The organism is Dermabacter sp. Marseille-Q3180 (genome assembly GCF_940792985.1).
GTDB classification, from domain to species: Bacteria; Actinomycetota; Actinomycetes; order Actinomycetales; family Dermabacteraceae; genus Dermabacter; species Dermabacter vaginalis.
This window is the reverse complement of sequence record NZ_CALNWU010000001.1, coordinates 1486425-1504230: the sequence shown is the minus strand read 5'-3', so window position 1 is coordinate 1504230 and position 17806 is coordinate 1486425. Positions and strand designations below refer to the sequence as shown.

Sequence of the window (17806 nt, the reverse complement as noted above, 5' to 3'; positions counted from 1 at the left end):
ACCCCACACCACCCATTCGTGGCCCACACCATAAAACCCCCAAAACGCGCCTGAGCGCCCCTAACAATGGGCCTTAGGTCACTGTCCCGGGTCACATACCAACTGCGACACAAACCCACCACGTCGCATGTCATCTCGCTCCTTCCCCGTTTCGACCATTCACCTACGTCAATCCAACGGGAGGGGGATCAGGGCATCCAACGGAGGCTCGGTCGATCCACCGGGGAACAGGGCATCCAATGGTGGGACTAGGTCGATCCAACGATGGGGTTAGGTCAATACTGTGGTGGAAGCGAGAGACCGTTCTGGGAACGGGCGGAGGCCCGGCGACGGCGCGAGGCTAATGAACGTGGAAGCCGAGTGCCTCCATGCAAAAATCCCCGGTTCGCACGGAACCGGGGATTTGCGCCTCCTCGAGGCTTTTGGCGGTAGCGGCGGGATTTGAACCCGCGGTACGGGGTTGCCGTACACAACATTTCGAGTGTTGCACCTTCGGCCGCTCGGACACGCTACCGCCGAACACTTTACCGATTCGTCGCCTATCGTCAAAGTTCGAGCAACCTTGTGGGAGGCAGGTCACGCGCAGGCGACGCAAACGTCAGGACTATAGGGTTGTCTCCATGACTGAGAACACTCCCCTTAAACCGCCGGTTCCGGCGAAGAAACCCATCGAGCGTACGCACCACGGCGACACGGTCGTGGACAATTTTGACTGGTTGCGTGACAAGGAAAATCAGGAGGTCCTCGACCACCTGAATGCCGAGAACGCCTACGCCGATCAGATCCTCGAGCCGTTGCATCCGCTCCGCGACCGCATCGTCGAGGAAATCAAGAGCCACACGCAAGAAACGGATTCGTCCGTGCCCTACCGCGATGGCGACTACTGGTACATCTCGCGCACGCGGGAGGGCGACAACTACCCGCGCTTTAGCCGCATCGCCCTCGCGGACAGCCCCGAGCGTCCCGTCATCGATGTCGAAAACGATGAGCTGCTTCCCGGCGAGCACGTGTATCTCGATGCGCAAGCGCTCTCGGAAGGCACCGAGTTCTTCCAGCTCGGCGGCATCACCCTCAACGACGAATCGAACCGCCTCGCCTACAGCGTGGATACTTCTGGCGGTGAGGTGTATGCGCTTCGCATCGTGGACCTCGCTTCGGGCGACGTGATCGACGATTCCGTCAAGGACGTTGCCTACGGTCTCGCGTTCTCCCTCGACGGCTCGGAAATCGTCTACGCGAAAAACGACGAAGCCTGGCGTCAATGCGAAATTTGGGTGCACACGGTAGGCACGCAGGCGTCGGACGACCGCCTTCTGTTCCGGGAGGACGACGAAAAGTTCACGACTGCAGCCGGGGCGAGCCGCAACCGGAAGGCCCTCATCATCGAGACGGCCTCGCGCGTCACGTCCGAGGCGCTCGTGACGTCACTCGAGAGCCCGATTCAGCAGCCGCGTTCGATCGCGGGGCGCGTCGAAGGCGTCGAGTACTCGGTCGAGCACGCGGGCGATCACTACCTCGTGATCCACAACCGCGACCACAAGGGATTTGCCCTTGCACGCCAGGAGCTCGACGCGAGCGGTGCCGAGGCGCAAGAAACCTGGCGCGAGATCCTCGCCCCGGCAGAGGGCGAACGCATCGAGGCGGCCGACGCCTTCGAGAGCCACGCCGCGATCACCATGCGCGCGGCGGGGCTGCCCACCGTGCGCGTGCTGCAGCGCGATCAGGTGAGCGGCGAGCAAAACGCCGAAAGCAGCACGGGGTGGGATACCGCCTCCGCATTCGACATTTCGCACGGCGGCGAGCTCGATGCGGTCTACCTTGCTCACAACCGCAACTGGGACGACGAGACGATTCGCTACACGCTCGACTCGATGCTCACCCCCACGACCGTCGCACAGATTCCGGCCTCGGGTGGCGAACCGGAGATCCTCAAGGAAACTCCCGTCCCGAACTTCGATCGCACGAAGTACGTAGAGAAGCGCCTGTGGGCGACGGCTCATGACGGCACGAAGATCCCGATCTCGCTCATGGCACGCGCCGACGTCGAACCCGACGGCACGAACCCCGGCTTCCTCTACGGCTACGGGAGCTACGAAATCCCCAGTGATCCAACGCTTTCGGTGTTTTGGCTGAGCCTCATGGACCGCGGCGTGGTCGTCGCCATCGCGCACATCCGTGGCGGAGGCGAGATGGGCCGTGAGTGGTACGAGAACGGCAAAAAGCTCGCAAAAAAGAACACATTCAGTGATTTCGTGGAATCCGCACAGTTCCTCGCGAGCGAAGGCTGGTTCGACAAGAACCGCATCGCGGCAAATGGTGGAAGCGCGGGCGGCCTGCTCATGGGTGCGGTAGCGAACCTCTCGCCCGAAACGTTCCGCGTCATCGTCGCCGGCGTGCCGTTCGTGGATGCACTCACGACGATCCTCGACCCGAGCCTCCCGCTCACGGTCGGCGAGTGGGAGGAGTGGGGCAACCCGCTCGAGGATCCCGAGGTGTACCAGTACATGAAGGAGTACTCGCCCTACGAGAACATCCGGGGCGTGCAGTACCCGGCCATCCTCGCGACAACGAGTCTCAACGACATCCGCGTGTTTTATGTCGAGCCCGCCAAGTGGGTGGCTCGCCTTCGCGAAGAGACCCGCAACTATGAGGGCGGCGAGGCGATTCCCGCTCACCCGATCCTCTTCAAGTGCGAGATGGTTGCCGGCCACGGCGGCCGCTCGGGGCGCTACGCCCGGTGGGAGCAGCGCGCCGAGGAATACGCCTTCGTGCTCGATCAGCTCGGGGCGACCGAGCTGATCTAATTCCCCTTAGAAAGCGGGGATGACGGAACCGTCGGTGTAGGTCTTCTCAATGAAGGCCTTCACCTCGTCGGAGTGCAGGAGCTCCTCGAGCTTCTTGAGATACTCGTTTCCGTCATCCTCGCTTCTCCATACGAGGAGGTTCGCATAGGGGCTGTCTTCTCCCGGCTCAAGGAAAATCGAATCTTCGTTCGGCTTGAGGCCTGCCTCGAGCGCAAAGTTGCCGTTGATCACGGCAGCGGCAAAGTCTCCGAGCGAACGTGGGATCTGGCCCCCCTCGAGCTCGGTGAACTTGAGGTTCTTGGGGTTCTCCTTGACATCCTCGGGCTTGACGAGTGCGTCCTCGGGGGCGTCACCGAGCGAGATGAGTCCCGCCGATTCGAGAAGCCTCAGGCCACGCGCGGTGTTCGCGGGATCGCTGTTGAGCGCGATTTCGCCACCCTCGGCGATCTCCTCGACGCTCTTCGCCTTCTCCGAGTACAGGCCAAGAGGCTCGATGTGCACGCCCTTGCCGGCCGTGAATTTGTAGCCGTTTTCTTCAATCTCGTTCTTGAGGAAGTTCGGGGTCTGGTAGAAGTTCGCGTCGGTGTCGCCCGCCTCGAGGTCCTTGTTCGGCAGGATGTAGTCGGTGTATTCGACGATCTCGATGTCAATGCCCGCGTCTTTCGCGAGCTCGTCCTTCACAAACTGGAGAATCTCCGCGTGGGGAACCGGTGACGCACCGATCTTGAGCGACGAGTCCACGCTCGCTTCACCGCTCTTGCCCCCGGTACCCGGCGAGTTCGGCACGCACGCGCTCAAGAATCCGAGCCCCGCGAGGCCAGCGGCCGAGGTGAGAAGGGTGCGACGGTTGAGGTTGGTCATGGTGATCTCCTTTTGCTGTTCTCGATTGGCTCTAGCTTGCAGTGCGTGCGCACCTGGGCGCGAGAAATGTGACGGTTCGTGACATTGGCGCGGGTGCCGGGCGCGTTGGGGCGGGGTCCGACGTCGGACTGCCCTCAACCGTTTCCGCGTGCGTTAGCCCTTCGCTCGGTGATCAACCGCTCGCGCGGCCCAATCCCCCACGACCTGCACGAGCACCACGAGAAGAATAAGAACGACGACGGTGGTGATCATGACCGTGTTGTTGTAGCTCAAGTATCCCTTGCGGAAGGCGAGGTCGCCGAGGCCGCCAGCGCCGACGGTGCCCGCCATCGCGGTGTAACCGACCACGCCGATCGTCGTCGTGGTGATGCCGGCGATGATGCCGGGAAGTGCCTCGGCAACGAGTACGTGGCGGATCACCTGGAAGCGGCTCGCCCCCATCATTTCGACTGCTTCGAGTTTGCCCGCGGGAATTTCCCTGAGTGCCGTTTCCACGAGACGGGCAAGGAAGGGCACAGCGGCGATCGTAAGGGAGATGATCGCGGCGTTCGGTCCGGTCCCACGCCCCACGAGTGCCTTCGCGAGTGGAAGAAGGGCAATGATGAGAATGACGAAGGGGAAGCTTCGCAGCACGTTCACGATGAAGCCAAGCACCTGGTAGGCGATGCGCGCAGCGCGGTTGCGGGCCCTCGAGAGTTCGAAAAGGCCGATCCCGAGGGGGATGCCGATGACGATGCTCAGCACCATGGTCCACGCAACCATGTAGATCGTGAGGCCCGTGTTGATCCACAGCGAGTTATTCGTGCTCGTGGAGGTGAAGATCGGGTCGGAGAAAAAGTCCTGAATCCACTGGGTCACGGCTGCACCTCCACGGCGACGATGTTGTTATCGGCGCAGTCCTGTACGAATTTGGCGAAGCCCGGCGCACTAATGGGGCTGTTGTCGGCGTTGCGGAGCGCGAGTTGCACGCGGCCGATTTGCTGGCCCTGGATCGTTTCAATCGAGGCGGCGACGACTTCCGCGAGCGCATCGTGCTTCTCGGTGAAGCGCACGATGTCATTCACGTTCTTGACCGCTGGTGATTTGCCGTAATCGAGGTTCACGATCTTCGCATCGACCCCGGTGGGGGCGGGCGGCAGCGGAATGAGTTCTTTTGCGAGGCGACCGAACGGGTCGGAAGCGACGTCGAGAAGCGTTCCGGTCTGCACAACTTTTCCGGCGTCGAGGAGTGTCACGTGATCGCAGATTTCGCGCACGGCGCTCATCTCGTGGGTGATGAGAAGAACCGTAATGCCGAGGCGGCGGTTGAGGTTCTTGATGAGGGACAGGATCTGGCGCGTCGTCCCGGGATCGAGCGCGCTCGTGGGCTCATCGCACAAAAGCACCTGGGGGCGTGCCGCGAGGCCGCGTGCGATCCCGACGCGTTGGATCTGCCCGCCGGAGAGCTGCGCCGGGTAGTTGTTTTCGCGACCTTCGAGGCCCACGAGCGTCACGAGTTCCGCGACGCGCTCGCGAATTTTTCCGCGAGACCAGCCGGCGATCTCAAGCGGATGCGCAATATTGCGTGCGGCGGTGCGGGAATCGAGCAGGTTTGCGTGCTGGAAAACCATGCCGATCTTCCGTCGCGCGGCGCGCAATTGGGGACCGTTGAGGGCAGCGATATCGGTGTCGCCGATCCGCACGGTGCCGCTCGTGGGCTTTTCGAGGCCCGTGAGGCAGCGAATGAGCGTTGATTTACCGGCGCCGGAGCGGCCGACGATGCCGTGGATCTCGCCGTCGGCGACATTCAAGGAGATGCCGTCGAGGGCGCGAACCTCGGAACCGCCGGTTCCGGGGAAAACTTTGGTGAGTCCGTCGAGTGTGATCACGCCCTCCAGTATCCGGGAAATGCGGTACGGTACGCAGATGCCAGTTCATGAAAGGACACACAGCTCACACAAAAGGCGACGCCCCCGCCGCGTTTGCGGAAGGGGCGCCGCTCATGACATGACGACGTGACTACTGCTGTGCCGGCCCGTCGTTAGCGGAAGGCGCAGAACCAGGCTGAGGCGGCTGGTTGTGACCGTAGGCCTGCTCTTGCGTGAAGTGCGGAGCTTCGGAGGCCTGCTGCTGGGGCTGCCCGCCATACTGCGGAGCCTGCGGGCTCTGCTGACCGTACTGCGGCTGCTGGCCGCCATACTGCGGGGCCTGCTGACCACCGTACTGGGGCTGAGCCTGCGCCTGCTGGCCCTGCTGCCCAAACTGTGGCTGCTGCCCACCGTACTGCGGCTGAGTCTGCTGGCCGAACCCTTGCGGTGCAGCCTGCTGGCCCTGCGGATTCTGTTGCCCCTGCTGATTTTGCATGTTCGCCGCCAATGCGTTGAAGTCGATCTTCTTGTGCTGCACCTCGGTGGCGTTGTACTCGGAGTTCTTCCCGTACTGCTTGTGCACGAAACCGCCGGCGATCGCCGGAACGAAACCGGTGTAGAACGGGGCGATGAAGCGAGAAATGACCTCGACGAGGATTCCCACAACCGCGGCAATGAAGGGGGTCGCGAGGCTTACACCCGCATGGACATCGCCTTCATAGTTCAAAAGCCCGGCGGATTCGAGAACGTCGCGAGCTCCGTTCGCGCCGAAGTTCGAGTTGATCGTCGCAAAGATGATGCCGAGAACGCTCAGCACGAAGAAGACGGCGGGAAGCGCGGCCCACGAGGTCACCGTCGCGAGAGTGTTGCCTTCTACGCGGCGGCGGGACTTCGCCCACACCCCTGCGAAAACGAACATGAGAAGAAGGGCAAACGGAATCGCGGGAAGAATCATCCACCAGTGCGGGAGGGTGAACACGGAAACCATGTCGCCTTCCTGGCTAATCAGAAGGCCTGCGTAGGCGCCGTGGCCATACGTGTAGTTCACCGGCGAGAACGTCGCGAGACCAAAGTGGGTGAAGAGCACCGTCAAAAGTGTCGCGGGGAGCGTGAGAACACACATCACGAGCATCTTGAGAGTGTCGCCGAAGTGGCCCTCGTTGATGGCGGCAATGAGGACGACAACGACGCTGCTAAAGAGCCCCACGATCGCTGCCGTGGCGGCATAGAGAAGCGCAAGCTTCGCCGCATCGAAGTACTCGCTTACAAGCGGCCATTTCTTCGGGAGGGGGCGAGTGCTGTAGCGGCCCGCCACGAGGGCGAGGGCGAGGAGCACGAAGATACCGAGGAACGGAAGGACCCCCGCGGCGTGAAGGCTCACGTGTGTCTCGTAGTTCATGCCGTAGTTATCGATCTCCTCGCTCCCGCGCGCAGCGAGGCCCCACGACAAGAGGGTCGAGACAACCGCGACGGCGAAGCTCGCGATCACTGCCTGAACCCAGATGGCGACAGTTCCTTCGTTCGGCTTGCGCTTGGCGACGTATCGGCCCGCGAAGAAGGCGCCGGCAAGCACCGCAGCAAGCACGAGGAAGGGAACGAGCCCGAGGCTTGCAAACGTGGACATCGTCGCGTCGTCTTCTCCGGCGAACGACCCCTTAATGGTGGTGTTGACAGTGTACGAGCCGAGGAATGCCATCGAAACGACCTGGAAGGGCGCGCCGAGGATGTACAGGAATTCGGGCGTATCCGGCTTGAGCTGGCCAACACCCGCCGCACCGAAACCATTCTTCACATCGGGAATGATGCTCGGCGTATCGAGCACCATTGAGCCGAGAAGGGGAAGGCCGATCACGATCGCGGCCACGATGAGGCCGGTGACGTACGAGGCGAAGGCGGCGCCCAGCGTAGGCAGCGGATTACCGATGAATGACGCGGCCTGGCCAAGCTGCTTGCCAAAATCGGGGCCCTGGTGGCCCTGTTGGCCCTGGTGATTCTGCGGGTTCTGCTGACCCGTCTGGAATTGCCCCTGGTGCGGCTGGAACTGTGGGTAGCCCTGAGGCGCGCTCGGCTGCCCCTGCGGGTACTGCTGCGGCGCGCTCGGCTGACCCTGCGGGTACTGCTGCGGCGCGCTCGGCTGACCCTGCGGGTACTGCGGCGCGCTCGGCTGGCTCTGCGGGTACTGAGGTGCCTGGTACTGGGGGGCGGATGGCACAGATTCCGACGCCTGCTGGGCGTTCGGTGCCGCCGGGGCCGAGGGCGCCGAAGGCGGAACATTCGAGGGAGTGCCCTGGCCGTCGCCTTGAGGCACATTCTGCTGCGGGGGGTTTTCTGACATGTCAATCCCTTGCTCGTCGGCGCACGCGCTCGTCCTCTTTTTACGCGTGTGTCACGGGCATCATCGTACGGGACTTTTTACCCTTCGCGTAGCCCCTTGCGTCGTTCACGCAAGGCGCGAAAAAAATCGCGGAGCATATCGCCGCATTCTTCGGCTCTCACGCCCGTGGTGAGTTCCACTCGGTGATTGAGCCTCTCTTCACGAACGAGGTCGTAGAGCGACCCGGCCGCCCCCGCTTTGGGATCCATCGCGCCCACGACAAGGTGCTTGATGCGGGCAAGCACAATCGCACCCGCGCACATCGTGCAGGGCTCGAGGGTCACGGCGAGGGTACAGCCGCTCAGGTTCCAGCGCCCGCGCACGCGGGCCGCTTCGCGAAGGGCAAGGATTTCGGCGTGGGCGGTGGGGTCTTCATCCGCTTCCCGACGGTTGCCGGCGCTCGCGAGGAGCCTTCCCTCTTCGTCGTACACGGCGGCACCGATGGGAATGTCGCGGCGCGGTGGCGTCGAGGCGGTGCGCGCTTCGTTGATCGCGGGCTGCATGAGCTGGTCCAATTCGAGAACCGAGTGTGTCATGCGCGCCTCGCTTTCATGTTTGGGCCCTGTGGCCGCGCCGGATCGGCTTTCATCGTAATAGGCTGGCCTCATGCGCGTATTGAACATTGACCACCCGCTCGTTGCCCATAAGCTCACCGTCCTTCGCGATAAGAACACCCCGAGTTCCGTTTTCCGCCAGCTCGCTGATGAGCTCGTCACCCTCCTCGCGTACGAGGCGACTCGCAATGTCGCCGTTGCTCCCGCGGAGGTCGAGACCCCCGTCGCGACGACGGTTGGCCGTAAGCTCACGGATCCAAAGCCCATGGTTGTGCCGATTCTCCGCGCGGGCCTCGGCATGCTCGATGGCATCACTCGTTTGCTTCCCACGGCCGAGGTGGGCTTCCTCGGCATGGTGCGCAATGACGAAACCCTCGAGGTGACGACTTACGCCAACCGCCTCCCCGATGACCTCACGGGCCGCCAGTGCTTCGTGGTGGATCCGATGCTCGCCACGGGCCACACCCTCATCGCCTCCGTGAACTACTTGCTCGAAAAGGGTGCTCGCGACATCACGTGCGTCACTCTCCTCTCGGCCCCCGAGGGCATCGCAACGATGGAGCAGAAGCTCGATAAGAACGCCAACATTACGGTGGTGACCGCGGCGATCGACGAGAAGCTCAACGAAAAGAACTACATCGTTCCGGGCCTCGGTGATGCGGGCGATCGCCTCTTCGGAGTCGTCGACTAAGCTCCACTCTTCTCTTGTGCACGGCGCCGGCGCGGCGCGCGTTCCCCACGAGCTGATTCCCCCCAAATGTTTCAGTATGTGAACGCCCACTTGCGCCGGCGTCATTCATGTTTCACACTTGTGGCATGACATTCCATGCCGCATCGAACATCAACGAGGGGACCGCTTCGGTCTCCCGTTTCATGATGCGCGGCATGATGATGGACATGGCGATGTCCATGATGCAGGGTCAGCCGCGCCTCTAAGCGCACTGCAAAAAGCCGGCTGACAGGAGCCGGCCACTGGGCGTGGGCTCCAGGTGCCCACCGGGAGCACGCCTCGCACGCGAGTTCACTTCACTCCCCCGCGAGATCCCGGATTCCTCATTCTTTTCGCGCCACGCGGCGCCGCATCCTGGAGAATCGCCATGACCGTTGCTTTTGATCGCCCCCTCGCTTCCGCTTCGACCCGAACGGTGAGCGTGACGCTCACCGTTGAGCTTCCCGCTACGAGCCATCCGCGTGAGGTCACGCTTCTCGCGGATTCGCTGCGTGCCCACGCCCACTCGCTCGCCACCGCCAAAGGCGGAACCGCGCACGTGCAGGTGGCGTCGGAACCCGGAGTCCGCCCCGCCCGTTTTACCGCCGTGCCCGGCCAGAGCGCGACCGCTTCGATCCCGCCGCGCCCCGCAGGCAAACCGCAAGCGCTGCGCCCGCGCAAAGCCGGAGTCGTGTCACCGAACGCACCCGCGAGGCGCGATGCCGAAGCTGCGCGTTTGCGTCTGCTTCAGTCACGCTCGGTGAGTCCGGTAAGTGCTCCGGGGGCTGCGAGCGCGCTCAGCCCCGCGAGCCCATCGCTTCCCGGGCGCCGGGGTGCCCGCCTCGCACAGCCCTCACTCGTGATCGACCTCTTTGGGCGCCGCGTACGGATCGACGGTGAGGACGTGGATCTCACGCATCGCGAATTCGAGCTATTGGCGTATCTTGCCCGCAAGGCGCGCTCCATCGTTTCGCGCGAAGAACTCATGAGCGAGGTGTGGAACTCGGCGGGCAGCGAGGCGGGCGAGCGCACCGTTGACGTGCATATTCGCCGCGTGCGCAACAAGCTGGGGCGCTACCGGAAGCTGATTTCGACGGTGCGCGGATCGGGCTACAGGCTCGAGCTTGGGAGCGATGTCGCGCTTTTGGGAACGAAGTAGGGAGCCTGCGCAAGCACCGGGATTAACAGACGAACGGACCGGAGCGCGCACAGATGGGGCTCACGGTCCGTTCGCTGGCTCCGCGGGACGAAGGGGGGAGGTCCCTGCGGAGCGGCGATCGGGTTCGGGGGAACTGCCGATCGCCAGGCCGCACGCGCAAGGGGGTGAGCGCTGTGCGGCGGCTATGTTCCGGCACACGTGCCGTGCTTATGCCGCTCATGCGACGCCGGACTGCCGCGGAGCGGGCAACGCCGGTACTCCAATTCTAAAACACTTTGGGATAAAAGTGAACTCTGATCGACGCCTCACGGCGGCGGGTTCTCCACGAGTGATTCACCTCGCCTCCCCTCGTTTAAGGTGGGGCCGTTACGATGGGAGGTCAGGGCGCGCAGGCGCCCTCGACAAGCATCCACACATTCGCAGCGAGGACCTTCATGATTGCTCACGCACGCATCGTTTCGGCGAAGGACGCCACGATTCAGTTCGCCGACCGCGCCGAACGCATCGAAGGCGAGAGCAGGAACGAGGTGCGCACAGCCATCAAGCACGCCTTCGTCGCAGAAGCGCGTAAACAGAGCGGCCCGATCGATGTCGTCATTTTTGATGGCCCGGCAACCCACAATCTTCGCGTGGAACCCAACGGCCGGATCCAGCCGCGTGAGGCGGACTCACGCCCGCTGTATGCCTCGAGCGCCGCGATGCCTGCCGCCGCAGGTCAAAAGCGAGGGCGTCATTCGGCGCTGAGTGCCACGACCCCCGCGCCCGCGAATGCCCCACGCCAGGCAAGCGCATCCTCCCCCAGTTCGGCGAGCGCTGCCTCCGCCGCGGCTCTCGCCGATCTCCAGAAGCGCCTTGCCGCTGCGGAGGAACGCCCCGCTGCTGATTCCACGTCGTCTCCCGCGCCGCTCGAAGCGAAGCATCATGCGGAAGGCGATGTACTTAAACCCTCCACTCCCGCGAAGCCGCACGAGCCGGTTGTGGCACCGAAACGCGAGCTCCCGCAGGACGACAACCTCCCTACCCTCGATGACCTACGTGCAGGCAACGACGCGCACCGCAAGCCGGTCGCCACGCGAGGCTTCAACAAGTTCATCCGCCAGGCCACGTTCGGTCTCATTAAGCCCGGGCCGGGCCGCGCCGAGCGCCTCGAACTCGATCAGATTGAGCGGATCCGCAAGCGGCTTGACGCGCCGAAGAACATCGCGGTCGTGAACCTCAAGGGCGGCGCCCACAAAACCACGAGCGTGCTCATGCTCGCCGCGACCCTCGGCATGTTCCGCGGGGGAAGCGTGCTCGCGTGGGACAACAACGAAACGCGAGGCACCCTTGGCTGGCGCGGCATCCCGAGCGAGCACCACCTCACGGCCCTCGATCTTCTCCACAACCTCGATCACTTCGCGGGCCCGGATGCGCGCGTGGCTGACCTCGATAAATACGTGCGCCCGCAAGGCGACATGAACTTCGACATTCTTGCTTCCGATGAGGATCCGGGCTCGGCCGCGTCGATCGACGGCGATGCTTTCAATCGCCTCAACGACACGCTTTCGCGCTTCTACCGCATCAAGGTCGTGGACACCGGCAATAACGTGCGCGCCTCGAATTGGCTCGCCGCTGTCGAGGGCGCCGATCAGCTCGTGATCGTCTCGACGGTTCGAGAGGACACCTTCAACGCCGCGGCGTGGATGATCGATGAGCTGCGCATGACGGGACACAAGAAACAGGTCGAGAACGCCGTGACGATCCTGTCGCACTCCTCGCGCGGCAAGATCGACCGCGTGCTACGCAAGCGCCTCCTTCACCACTTCGGCGCTCACACGCGCGCCGTGCTCGAAGTTCCGTTTGAGCCGCACTTCGTGGATGGCGGAAGCCTCGAATGGGCCAAGCTCTCGAAGGAGACGCGCGAGGCGTGGATGAGCGCAACCGCGACGGTCGCCGACGGCCTCTGAGCACCACGGGCACTCACGAGGCGGAGTCGAGGCCCGGCCTCGCGTATCGTTCGTGCACGCTCCACCTTCACGCTGATGCCTCACTCGGCGTGAGCCTGTGGGCCCACGTGACCGACTCCGAGCGCCGCGCGCATACGCTCGACGCTCTCGAACCTGCACTCACGGCGCTTTCTCCCGAGAGCACTCGACCCGCGCCACTCGCTTCGATCGGGGCGTGGCTCGCGCGGCCCATGCGTCACGTGATCGAGGTCGAGCTCCTTGGCCGCCGCACGCGCGTGCGCACGCTCGCGCTTGAAAGCGCGCACCTTGCCGAACTCACAACCGCGCTGCGCACACGCATCGCTCACCTCGCACGCACGTCGGCAACGCCGAGAGATACGAGCAAGGAGGGCATCAACCGCCTCATCGGTGAGCTCGCCGAGGCCGGGCGCCCGCTCGACCTCGGCGAGGGAATCCTCATCGCGCCCGAAACCCTCGCGATCCTCAACCTCGACTCGCATGCGAGAGCGATCGTCGACCGGCGTGACGTCGTTCCCGGGCCCGAGAGCGCCCACGACACCTCGCGAGTGCGCTGGCGTCTCGCCCCGGGTCTCGCAGTGGGTACTTCCCCCGTTCATCCCGCGCTCGAACACCTCGTCGACGCTCACGCGCGCGTCGCTTTCACACGCGTGCGCAAGGAACGCGAACGGGCGGGAAAGCTCCCGGGCGCCGAGGAACTCGCGGGCCTCGACCCCGTGGGGGCGGCGCTCCTCGATGCCCTCGACACTAGCGACACGCTCCTCGCCCTCGACACCGTCAGCGACCGCCGCGTGCGTAAAACCCTCGACTCCTTCGTGGATTCGGCGCTCGCCGGAGTTCTCTTGAGCGAGAGGCAGCCACGCCTCACGGTGCGCGTGCGCGAGGCGGAACAGAAGGGGTACGACGCTGGCTCGGCAACCGTCGGACTCCGTGTGTACTCCAGTGCCGCCCGCTGGCAGGTCGAGGTGTGCCTCGCGGAAACGTCGGGACGCGTGCACCTGCTCGGGGAACTCGTGAACGCGGGCGACCTCACGAGCGTGGGTGCGCTCGAGCATGCCTCCCACGTGCGCCGTCTTTCTCCGACGCTTGCGGCGATCCACGCCGAGCCGGGAGGGCTCACGTGGAACCTTTCCACGAAGGAGCTTTCGCGCTTCCTCACCGATGATGCGGCCGTGCTCGAAACCGAGGGCATCGTGGTCATGCTTCCGCGTGAATGGACGAAGCAGCGCGTGAGCGTGGTCGCGACGGTGGCAACGCCGCAGGAGGACCCCGAGAACCGCCCCACAAAGTCGGTTGGCCTCTCGGGTGCCATGGCGTCGTTCGAGTTTGGCGTCGCGGTTGGCGAGTCGATGCTGAGCCCCGAGGAACTCGAGGAGCTCCTCGAGGAGCAGCGCGAGCTCGTGAACATCCGCGGGCAGTGGGTGCGCCTCGATTCCTCAACGCTACGTGCCGCGACGGCGTTCCTCCAGGGCGCACGGAAAGCGTCAGCGACGAACCCCCGCGAAGGCGACCGACATACGCTCACCGACGTGCAGTTCCGCGGCCTTCTCACCGAGAGCGGTCTCGAGAATCTTGATCTGAACGTCGAAGCGGCGACGAACAACGGCGACGAGCTGCTGTTTGGCACCGATAAGGTTTCCGTTCCCGCGCTCCCCGCCCCCCGCACGCTCAAGGCGACGCTCCGCCCCTATCAAAAGCGCGGCCTCGACTGGCTCACGTTCCTCGATTCGCGCGGCGTGGGTGGGATCCTCGCCGACGACATGGGCCTCGGAAAAACGATGCAGGTTCTCGCGTTCCTCGCGCGCGAACGCGAGAAGCTCCCCCAGATCGGGCCCACGCTTCTCGTGTGTCCCATGTCGGTCCTCGGTAGCTGGCAGCGCGAGGCCGAGCGCTGGCTCCCCAGCCTCGACGTCCACATCCACCACGGCCCCGATCGACTCCACGGCGAGGCGTTCCGCGAGCGCGCTCGCGCTTCCCACCTCACGCTCACGACCTATGCGCTCGTCGCACGCGATTTCGATGATCTCGCCTCCGCGACGTTCCACCGCGTGATCCTCGACGAGGCGCAACACGTCAAGAATCACGACACCGGCGTCACGCAGGCCGTCAAGGCCCTGCCGGAGGGGCGGCGGCTTGCTCTCACGGGCACGCCCGTCGAGAACGACCTCACGGATCTCCACTCGATCCTCTCGATCACCACGCCGGGGCTGCTACCAAGCGAGGCCGCGTTTAGGGAGAGGTTCGTCAAGCCGATCAACGAGGGCAACCGGGCCGTGCAGGAACGCTTGAGTCTTGTGACGCGCCCCTTCATCCTGCGGCGCGTCAAGACTGATCGCAGCATCATCTCGGATCTTCCCGACAAGCGTGAAGAGCGCGAGCTCGTCAACATCACCGAGGAGCAGGCCGGGCTCTACAAGGCGCTCGTCGAGGACATGACGAAAGAGCTCGAGCAGCTCGCGAAAGTTTCTGACCCCCTCGCCCGCGACCGCCGGCGCCGCACGATCGTGAGCACCACGATCATGAAAATGAAGCAGGTCCTCGGGCATCCCGCGCATTTCCTCGGCGACGGCTCGCCCCTGCTGGATGCCGCTGGCGAGCACAGAAGCGGCAAGCTTGAGCGGCTCGACACGATCCTCGAATCTGTCGTCGCGAGCGGCGAGAAGGCTCTCATTTTCACGCAGTTCACGGCGTTTGCCCCCACGATGCTCGAGCATTGGAACAACACGTTCGGGATTCGCGTGCCGTTCCTCCACGGCGGAATCTCGAAGGCCGAGCGCGACGAGATGGTGCGCGAGTTCCAGAACTCCCCCGGCACCCCCGGGGCGATGCTCCTTTCGCTCCGCGCTGGCGGCACCGGCATCACCCTCACCGCTGCGAACCACGTGATTCACCTGGATCGCTGGTGGAACCCCGCCGTCGAAAACCAGGCGACGGACCGCGCGTTCCGCATCGGCCAAACCCGCGATGTCTCCGTCCACAAGCTCATCTCGATCGGCACAATCGAGGAGAAGATCGACGATGTGCTGCGCACGAAGCTCGAGCTCGCAGAACACACCGTCCGCTCCGGAGAAGGCTGGCTCACGGAACTCAGCAATGAGAAACTCGCCGAGATCGTCGCGCTCAGCGACGCGCGGGAGGGCAGGCGCTCATGAGCATCGAGATGACCTCGAAACGCGGCGCGATCGGCGAAAGCTTCCTCGCGACCGAGTTTCTCGCACGCGCAGAAGTCCAACTCGGCCGCACACGGCTCGCGGCGGGCAGGCGGCTCGCGCGTGCGGGCGCTGTCGAGTGGCTCGACGTCACCGACGGCCACGTGAAGGGCGAGGTCACAGCCGCGATCGACAGCACGCTCACGCATCCACAGCTCGATTTCGGGCCCCGGGGCTCCCGAGATATCGAGGCTCTCAGCGCGCGCGCCAGGCGCGACCCGCACGAGATCCTTGCCGTCCTCGCGGGCACCTACGACATCGCCGACGAACGCGAACTCGAAAAAGAGGGCCTCGCCCTCCTCCCGAGCGCCGAACTCCCCCTCTCCTTCGGGTGCACGTGCTTGCGCTGGCCAGACGTGTGCGAGCACGTGTGGGCACTCGCGCTCGCCTTCACCGAGCACATCGACCGCGCACCCGCGGATTACCTCGCACTCCTCGGCCTGGACGTGGAGAAGCTTCATCTCACGGAAGGGGATTCCGACGGTGCTCCGGCAACCGTCGGACCCGAACCGCACGTGGAGACTCGCACGCGTTTTGATCCCGCGCGGCTCGAATCCGAGATACTGGTGAGGGCAATGGGTGAAGAGGCCGCGGCTCTGTTCGCGGCGTTTTACGCTGAAGCTGAACGAGAAGGCGACGCGCCGCCAAAAGACGTGCCGCCGACAGACACGAAAGGACGGGGCCCGGGCGATGGCTCACGAACTGACAAACGAGACGATTGACGCCGTCGCGGCGATTTTCGACAAGGCTGTCGCGGATCACCGCATGGCGGGCGTGGCCTGGGGCGTGGCGCGCGACGGCGAAATCCTTGCCTCGGGCGGAGCGGGTTCGAGTGCGCTTGTCGGAGGCGAAAATGACGAGGGCGCGTTCACGCCAGGCGTTGATTCGATTTCGCGTATCGCCTCGATGACGAAGTCGTTCACGGCCGCGACGATCCTTGCGCTGCGCGACGAGGGCAAGCTGCGCCTCGACGACCCGATCTCGACGTACGTTTCCGCCGCCGAAGGCATCGGCGCGTTCAGCGAGGACTCCCCCGCGCTTACGCTTCGCCACGCCCTCACGATGTCCGCGGGCTTTGTGACGGATAACCCGTGGGGCGACCGGCAGGAATCGATGAGTGCCGACGAGTTCGATGAGTACATCTCGGGTGGTCTCTCGCTTATTGCGGAGCCGGGCTGCGGTTTCGAGTATTCGAACACGGGCTTCGTGCTTCTCGGCCGCGTGATCGATGAGGTCACGGGCGTGAGCTTCCGCGACGAGATCCGTCACCGCTTCATCGATCCTCTCGGATTGACGGACACGGTGTTCTCGCTCGCGGAGATGACAGACGAGCAGCGCTCGCGCGTGCTCACGGGTCACCGCGTGGGCGATGGCGAGGGCGCGAAGCGGTTCGAAGAGGTCGATTTTGATACTCCCGGCGCCTTTGGCGCGATGGCGGGGCTTTTCTCGACCGTCGCGGACGTCGCGAAGTGGACGGCGTTCCTCGCTGAGGTGGGCGTGCGCGGTGCCGACGGCATCAGCGCCGAGTCGCGCGCCATGCTTTCGCCGGCGTCGCGCCGCGAAATGCAGGAGATTCACCGCATCCAGGAGTGGCCGGTTCTCGAGGATGGAAACGGTTTCGGCCGCGTGCGCGGCTATGGCTACGGGCTCGTCGTCGAGAAATTCCCGAAACTCGGCGATGTCATCTCCCACTCCGGTGGGTACCCGGGCTACGGCTCATACATGGTGTGGCTGCGCGGCACGGGCCTCACGGTGATCGCCCTCGCGAACTCGAAGTACGCGCCCGCGATCCCCTGCTCGCTCGAGGCGCTCGAGGCGATCCGCACCCACCAGGAGGAGCTCACCCGGGCCCCGAAGCGCGAGCTCGCTCCTTCGACGCGCGACGCCCTCGAAAAGGCTCTCGCGTGGCTGCGCAACGTCGAGCTCGAGGGCCAGCCGACCACCCTCATCCCGAGCGGCTCCGCCCGCACCGTGCTCGCGAACCGCGCCGAGCAGGGCGTGAGCGAGGAAAGTGACCCGCTTCTCGCGCTGTTTGCGACCAACATGGATCAGGACGTCTCGCGCGCCGAACGCGTGCGTCTGCGTGACGCGGCCCTTCGCATCGCGAGGCTCGAGCGCACCGACCTCACGCTCGAGAAGGCTTCGAGCCTGAAGGTTCTTTCACCGTTCCAAGCGGTGTGCACGTTCGAGGGTGAAAGCGGGAAGGTCCTTATCGATCTGCTCATGGATCCGCGCAAGAACTCCCAGATCCAGGCGCTCAACATCAAGGGCGAGTCGAAGGACAAGGGTGAGGCCTCGGGCGCCGCACCCATCGGAATCTAAGCA

The 17806-nt window shown here is 64.4% G+C and carries 12 protein-coding genes and 1 tRNA gene; 7 read left to right on the top strand and 6 right to left on the bottom strand.

Annotated elements, in window-relative coordinates; all coding sequences use genetic code 11:
* Positions 1–423: 423 nt before the first annotated feature.
* Positions 424–514 (bottom strand) — tRNA-Ser (locus NBW56_RS06645).
* A 106-nt stretch (positions 515–620) separates the two neighbouring features.
* On the opposite strand from NBW56_RS06645, the gene NBW56_RS06640 reads away from it, so the two are divergent.
* Complete coding sequence (locus tag NBW56_RS06640) at positions 621–2804, top strand: S9 family peptidase (protein WP_250258508.1); 2184 nt, start codon at positions 621–623, stop codon at positions 2802–2804.
* A 6-nt stretch (positions 2805–2810) separates the two neighbouring features.
* Here NBW56_RS06640 and NBW56_RS06635 read toward each other — a convergent pair whose 3' ends face one another.
* The 5 genes from NBW56_RS06635 to NBW56_RS06615 form a co-directional block, all read right to left on the bottom strand.
* The gene (locus NBW56_RS06635; RefSeq protein ID WP_250258507.1) at positions 2811–3665 is read right to left on the bottom strand and encodes a MetQ/NlpA family ABC transporter substrate-binding protein; all 855 of its coding nucleotides are present in this window, start codon (positions 3663–3665) and stop codon (positions 2811–2813) included.
* A 153-nt stretch (positions 3666–3818) separates the two neighbouring features.
* Positions 3819–4523, bottom strand: coding sequence for a methionine ABC transporter permease (locus NBW56_RS06630; protein ID WP_150332282.1), 705 nt, complete (start codon positions 4521–4523; stop codon positions 3819–3821).
* The gene (locus tag NBW56_RS06625; protein ID WP_250258506.1) at positions 4520–5533 is read right to left on the bottom strand and encodes a methionine ABC transporter ATP-binding protein; all 1014 of its coding nucleotides are present in this window, start codon (positions 5531–5533) and stop codon (positions 4520–4522) included. The genes NBW56_RS06630 and NBW56_RS06625 overlap by 4 nt, the downstream gene beginning before the upstream one ends.
* Positions 5534–5663: 130 nt before the next feature.
* Complete coding sequence (locus tag NBW56_RS06620) at positions 5664–7847, bottom strand: hypothetical protein (RefSeq protein WP_250258505.1); 2184 nt, start codon at positions 7845–7847, stop codon at positions 5664–5666.
* 77 nt (positions 7848–7924) lie between these two features.
* A complete protein-coding gene (locus NBW56_RS06615; RefSeq protein ID WP_250258504.1) occupies positions 7925–8422 on the bottom strand; it encodes a nucleoside deaminase in 498 nt (165 codons plus the stop codon).
* Positions 8423–8492: 70 nt separating this feature from the next.
* Between NBW56_RS06615 and upp the strand changes: the two genes are divergently transcribed.
* The 6 genes from upp to NBW56_RS06585 all read left to right on the top strand — a co-directional run bounded on the left by upp (position 8493) and on the right by NBW56_RS06585 (position 17803).
* A complete protein-coding gene (upp, locus tag NBW56_RS06610) occupies positions 8493–9131 on the top strand; it encodes a uracil phosphoribosyltransferase (protein WP_065247102.1) in 639 nt (212 codons plus the stop codon).
* 406 nt (positions 9132–9537) lie between these two features.
* Positions 9538–10308 carry a winged helix-turn-helix domain-containing protein gene (locus NBW56_RS06605; protein WP_250258503.1) on the top strand — a complete coding sequence of 257 codons (771 nt, stop codon included), beginning with the start codon at positions 9538–9540 and terminating at the stop codon, positions 10306–10308.
* Between the two features lie 434 nt (positions 10309–10742).
* Positions 10743–12254 (top strand): MinD/ParA family ATP-binding protein, encoded by a 1512-nt coding sequence (locus tag NBW56_RS06600; protein ID WP_250258502.1) that lies wholly within the window; start codon positions 10743–10745, stop codon positions 12252–12254.
* Complete coding sequence (locus NBW56_RS06595) at positions 12215–15424, top strand: DEAD/DEAH box helicase (RefSeq protein WP_250258501.1); 3210 nt, start codon at positions 12215–12217, stop codon at positions 15422–15424. The genes NBW56_RS06600 and NBW56_RS06595 overlap by 40 nt, the downstream gene beginning before the upstream one ends.
* Positions 15421–16203, top strand: a complete 783-nt coding sequence (locus NBW56_RS06590; protein ID WP_250258500.1) for an SWIM zinc finger family protein — start codon at positions 15421–15423, stop codon at positions 16201–16203. The genes NBW56_RS06595 and NBW56_RS06590 overlap by 4 nt, the downstream gene beginning before the upstream one ends.
* A complete protein-coding gene (locus tag NBW56_RS06585; protein WP_250258499.1) occupies positions 16172–17803 on the top strand; it encodes a serine hydrolase domain-containing protein in 1632 nt (543 codons plus the stop codon). Before NBW56_RS06590 ends, NBW56_RS06585 begins: the two co-directional genes overlap by 32 nt.
* The last annotated feature ends 3 nt before the right edge of the window (positions 17804–17806 follow it).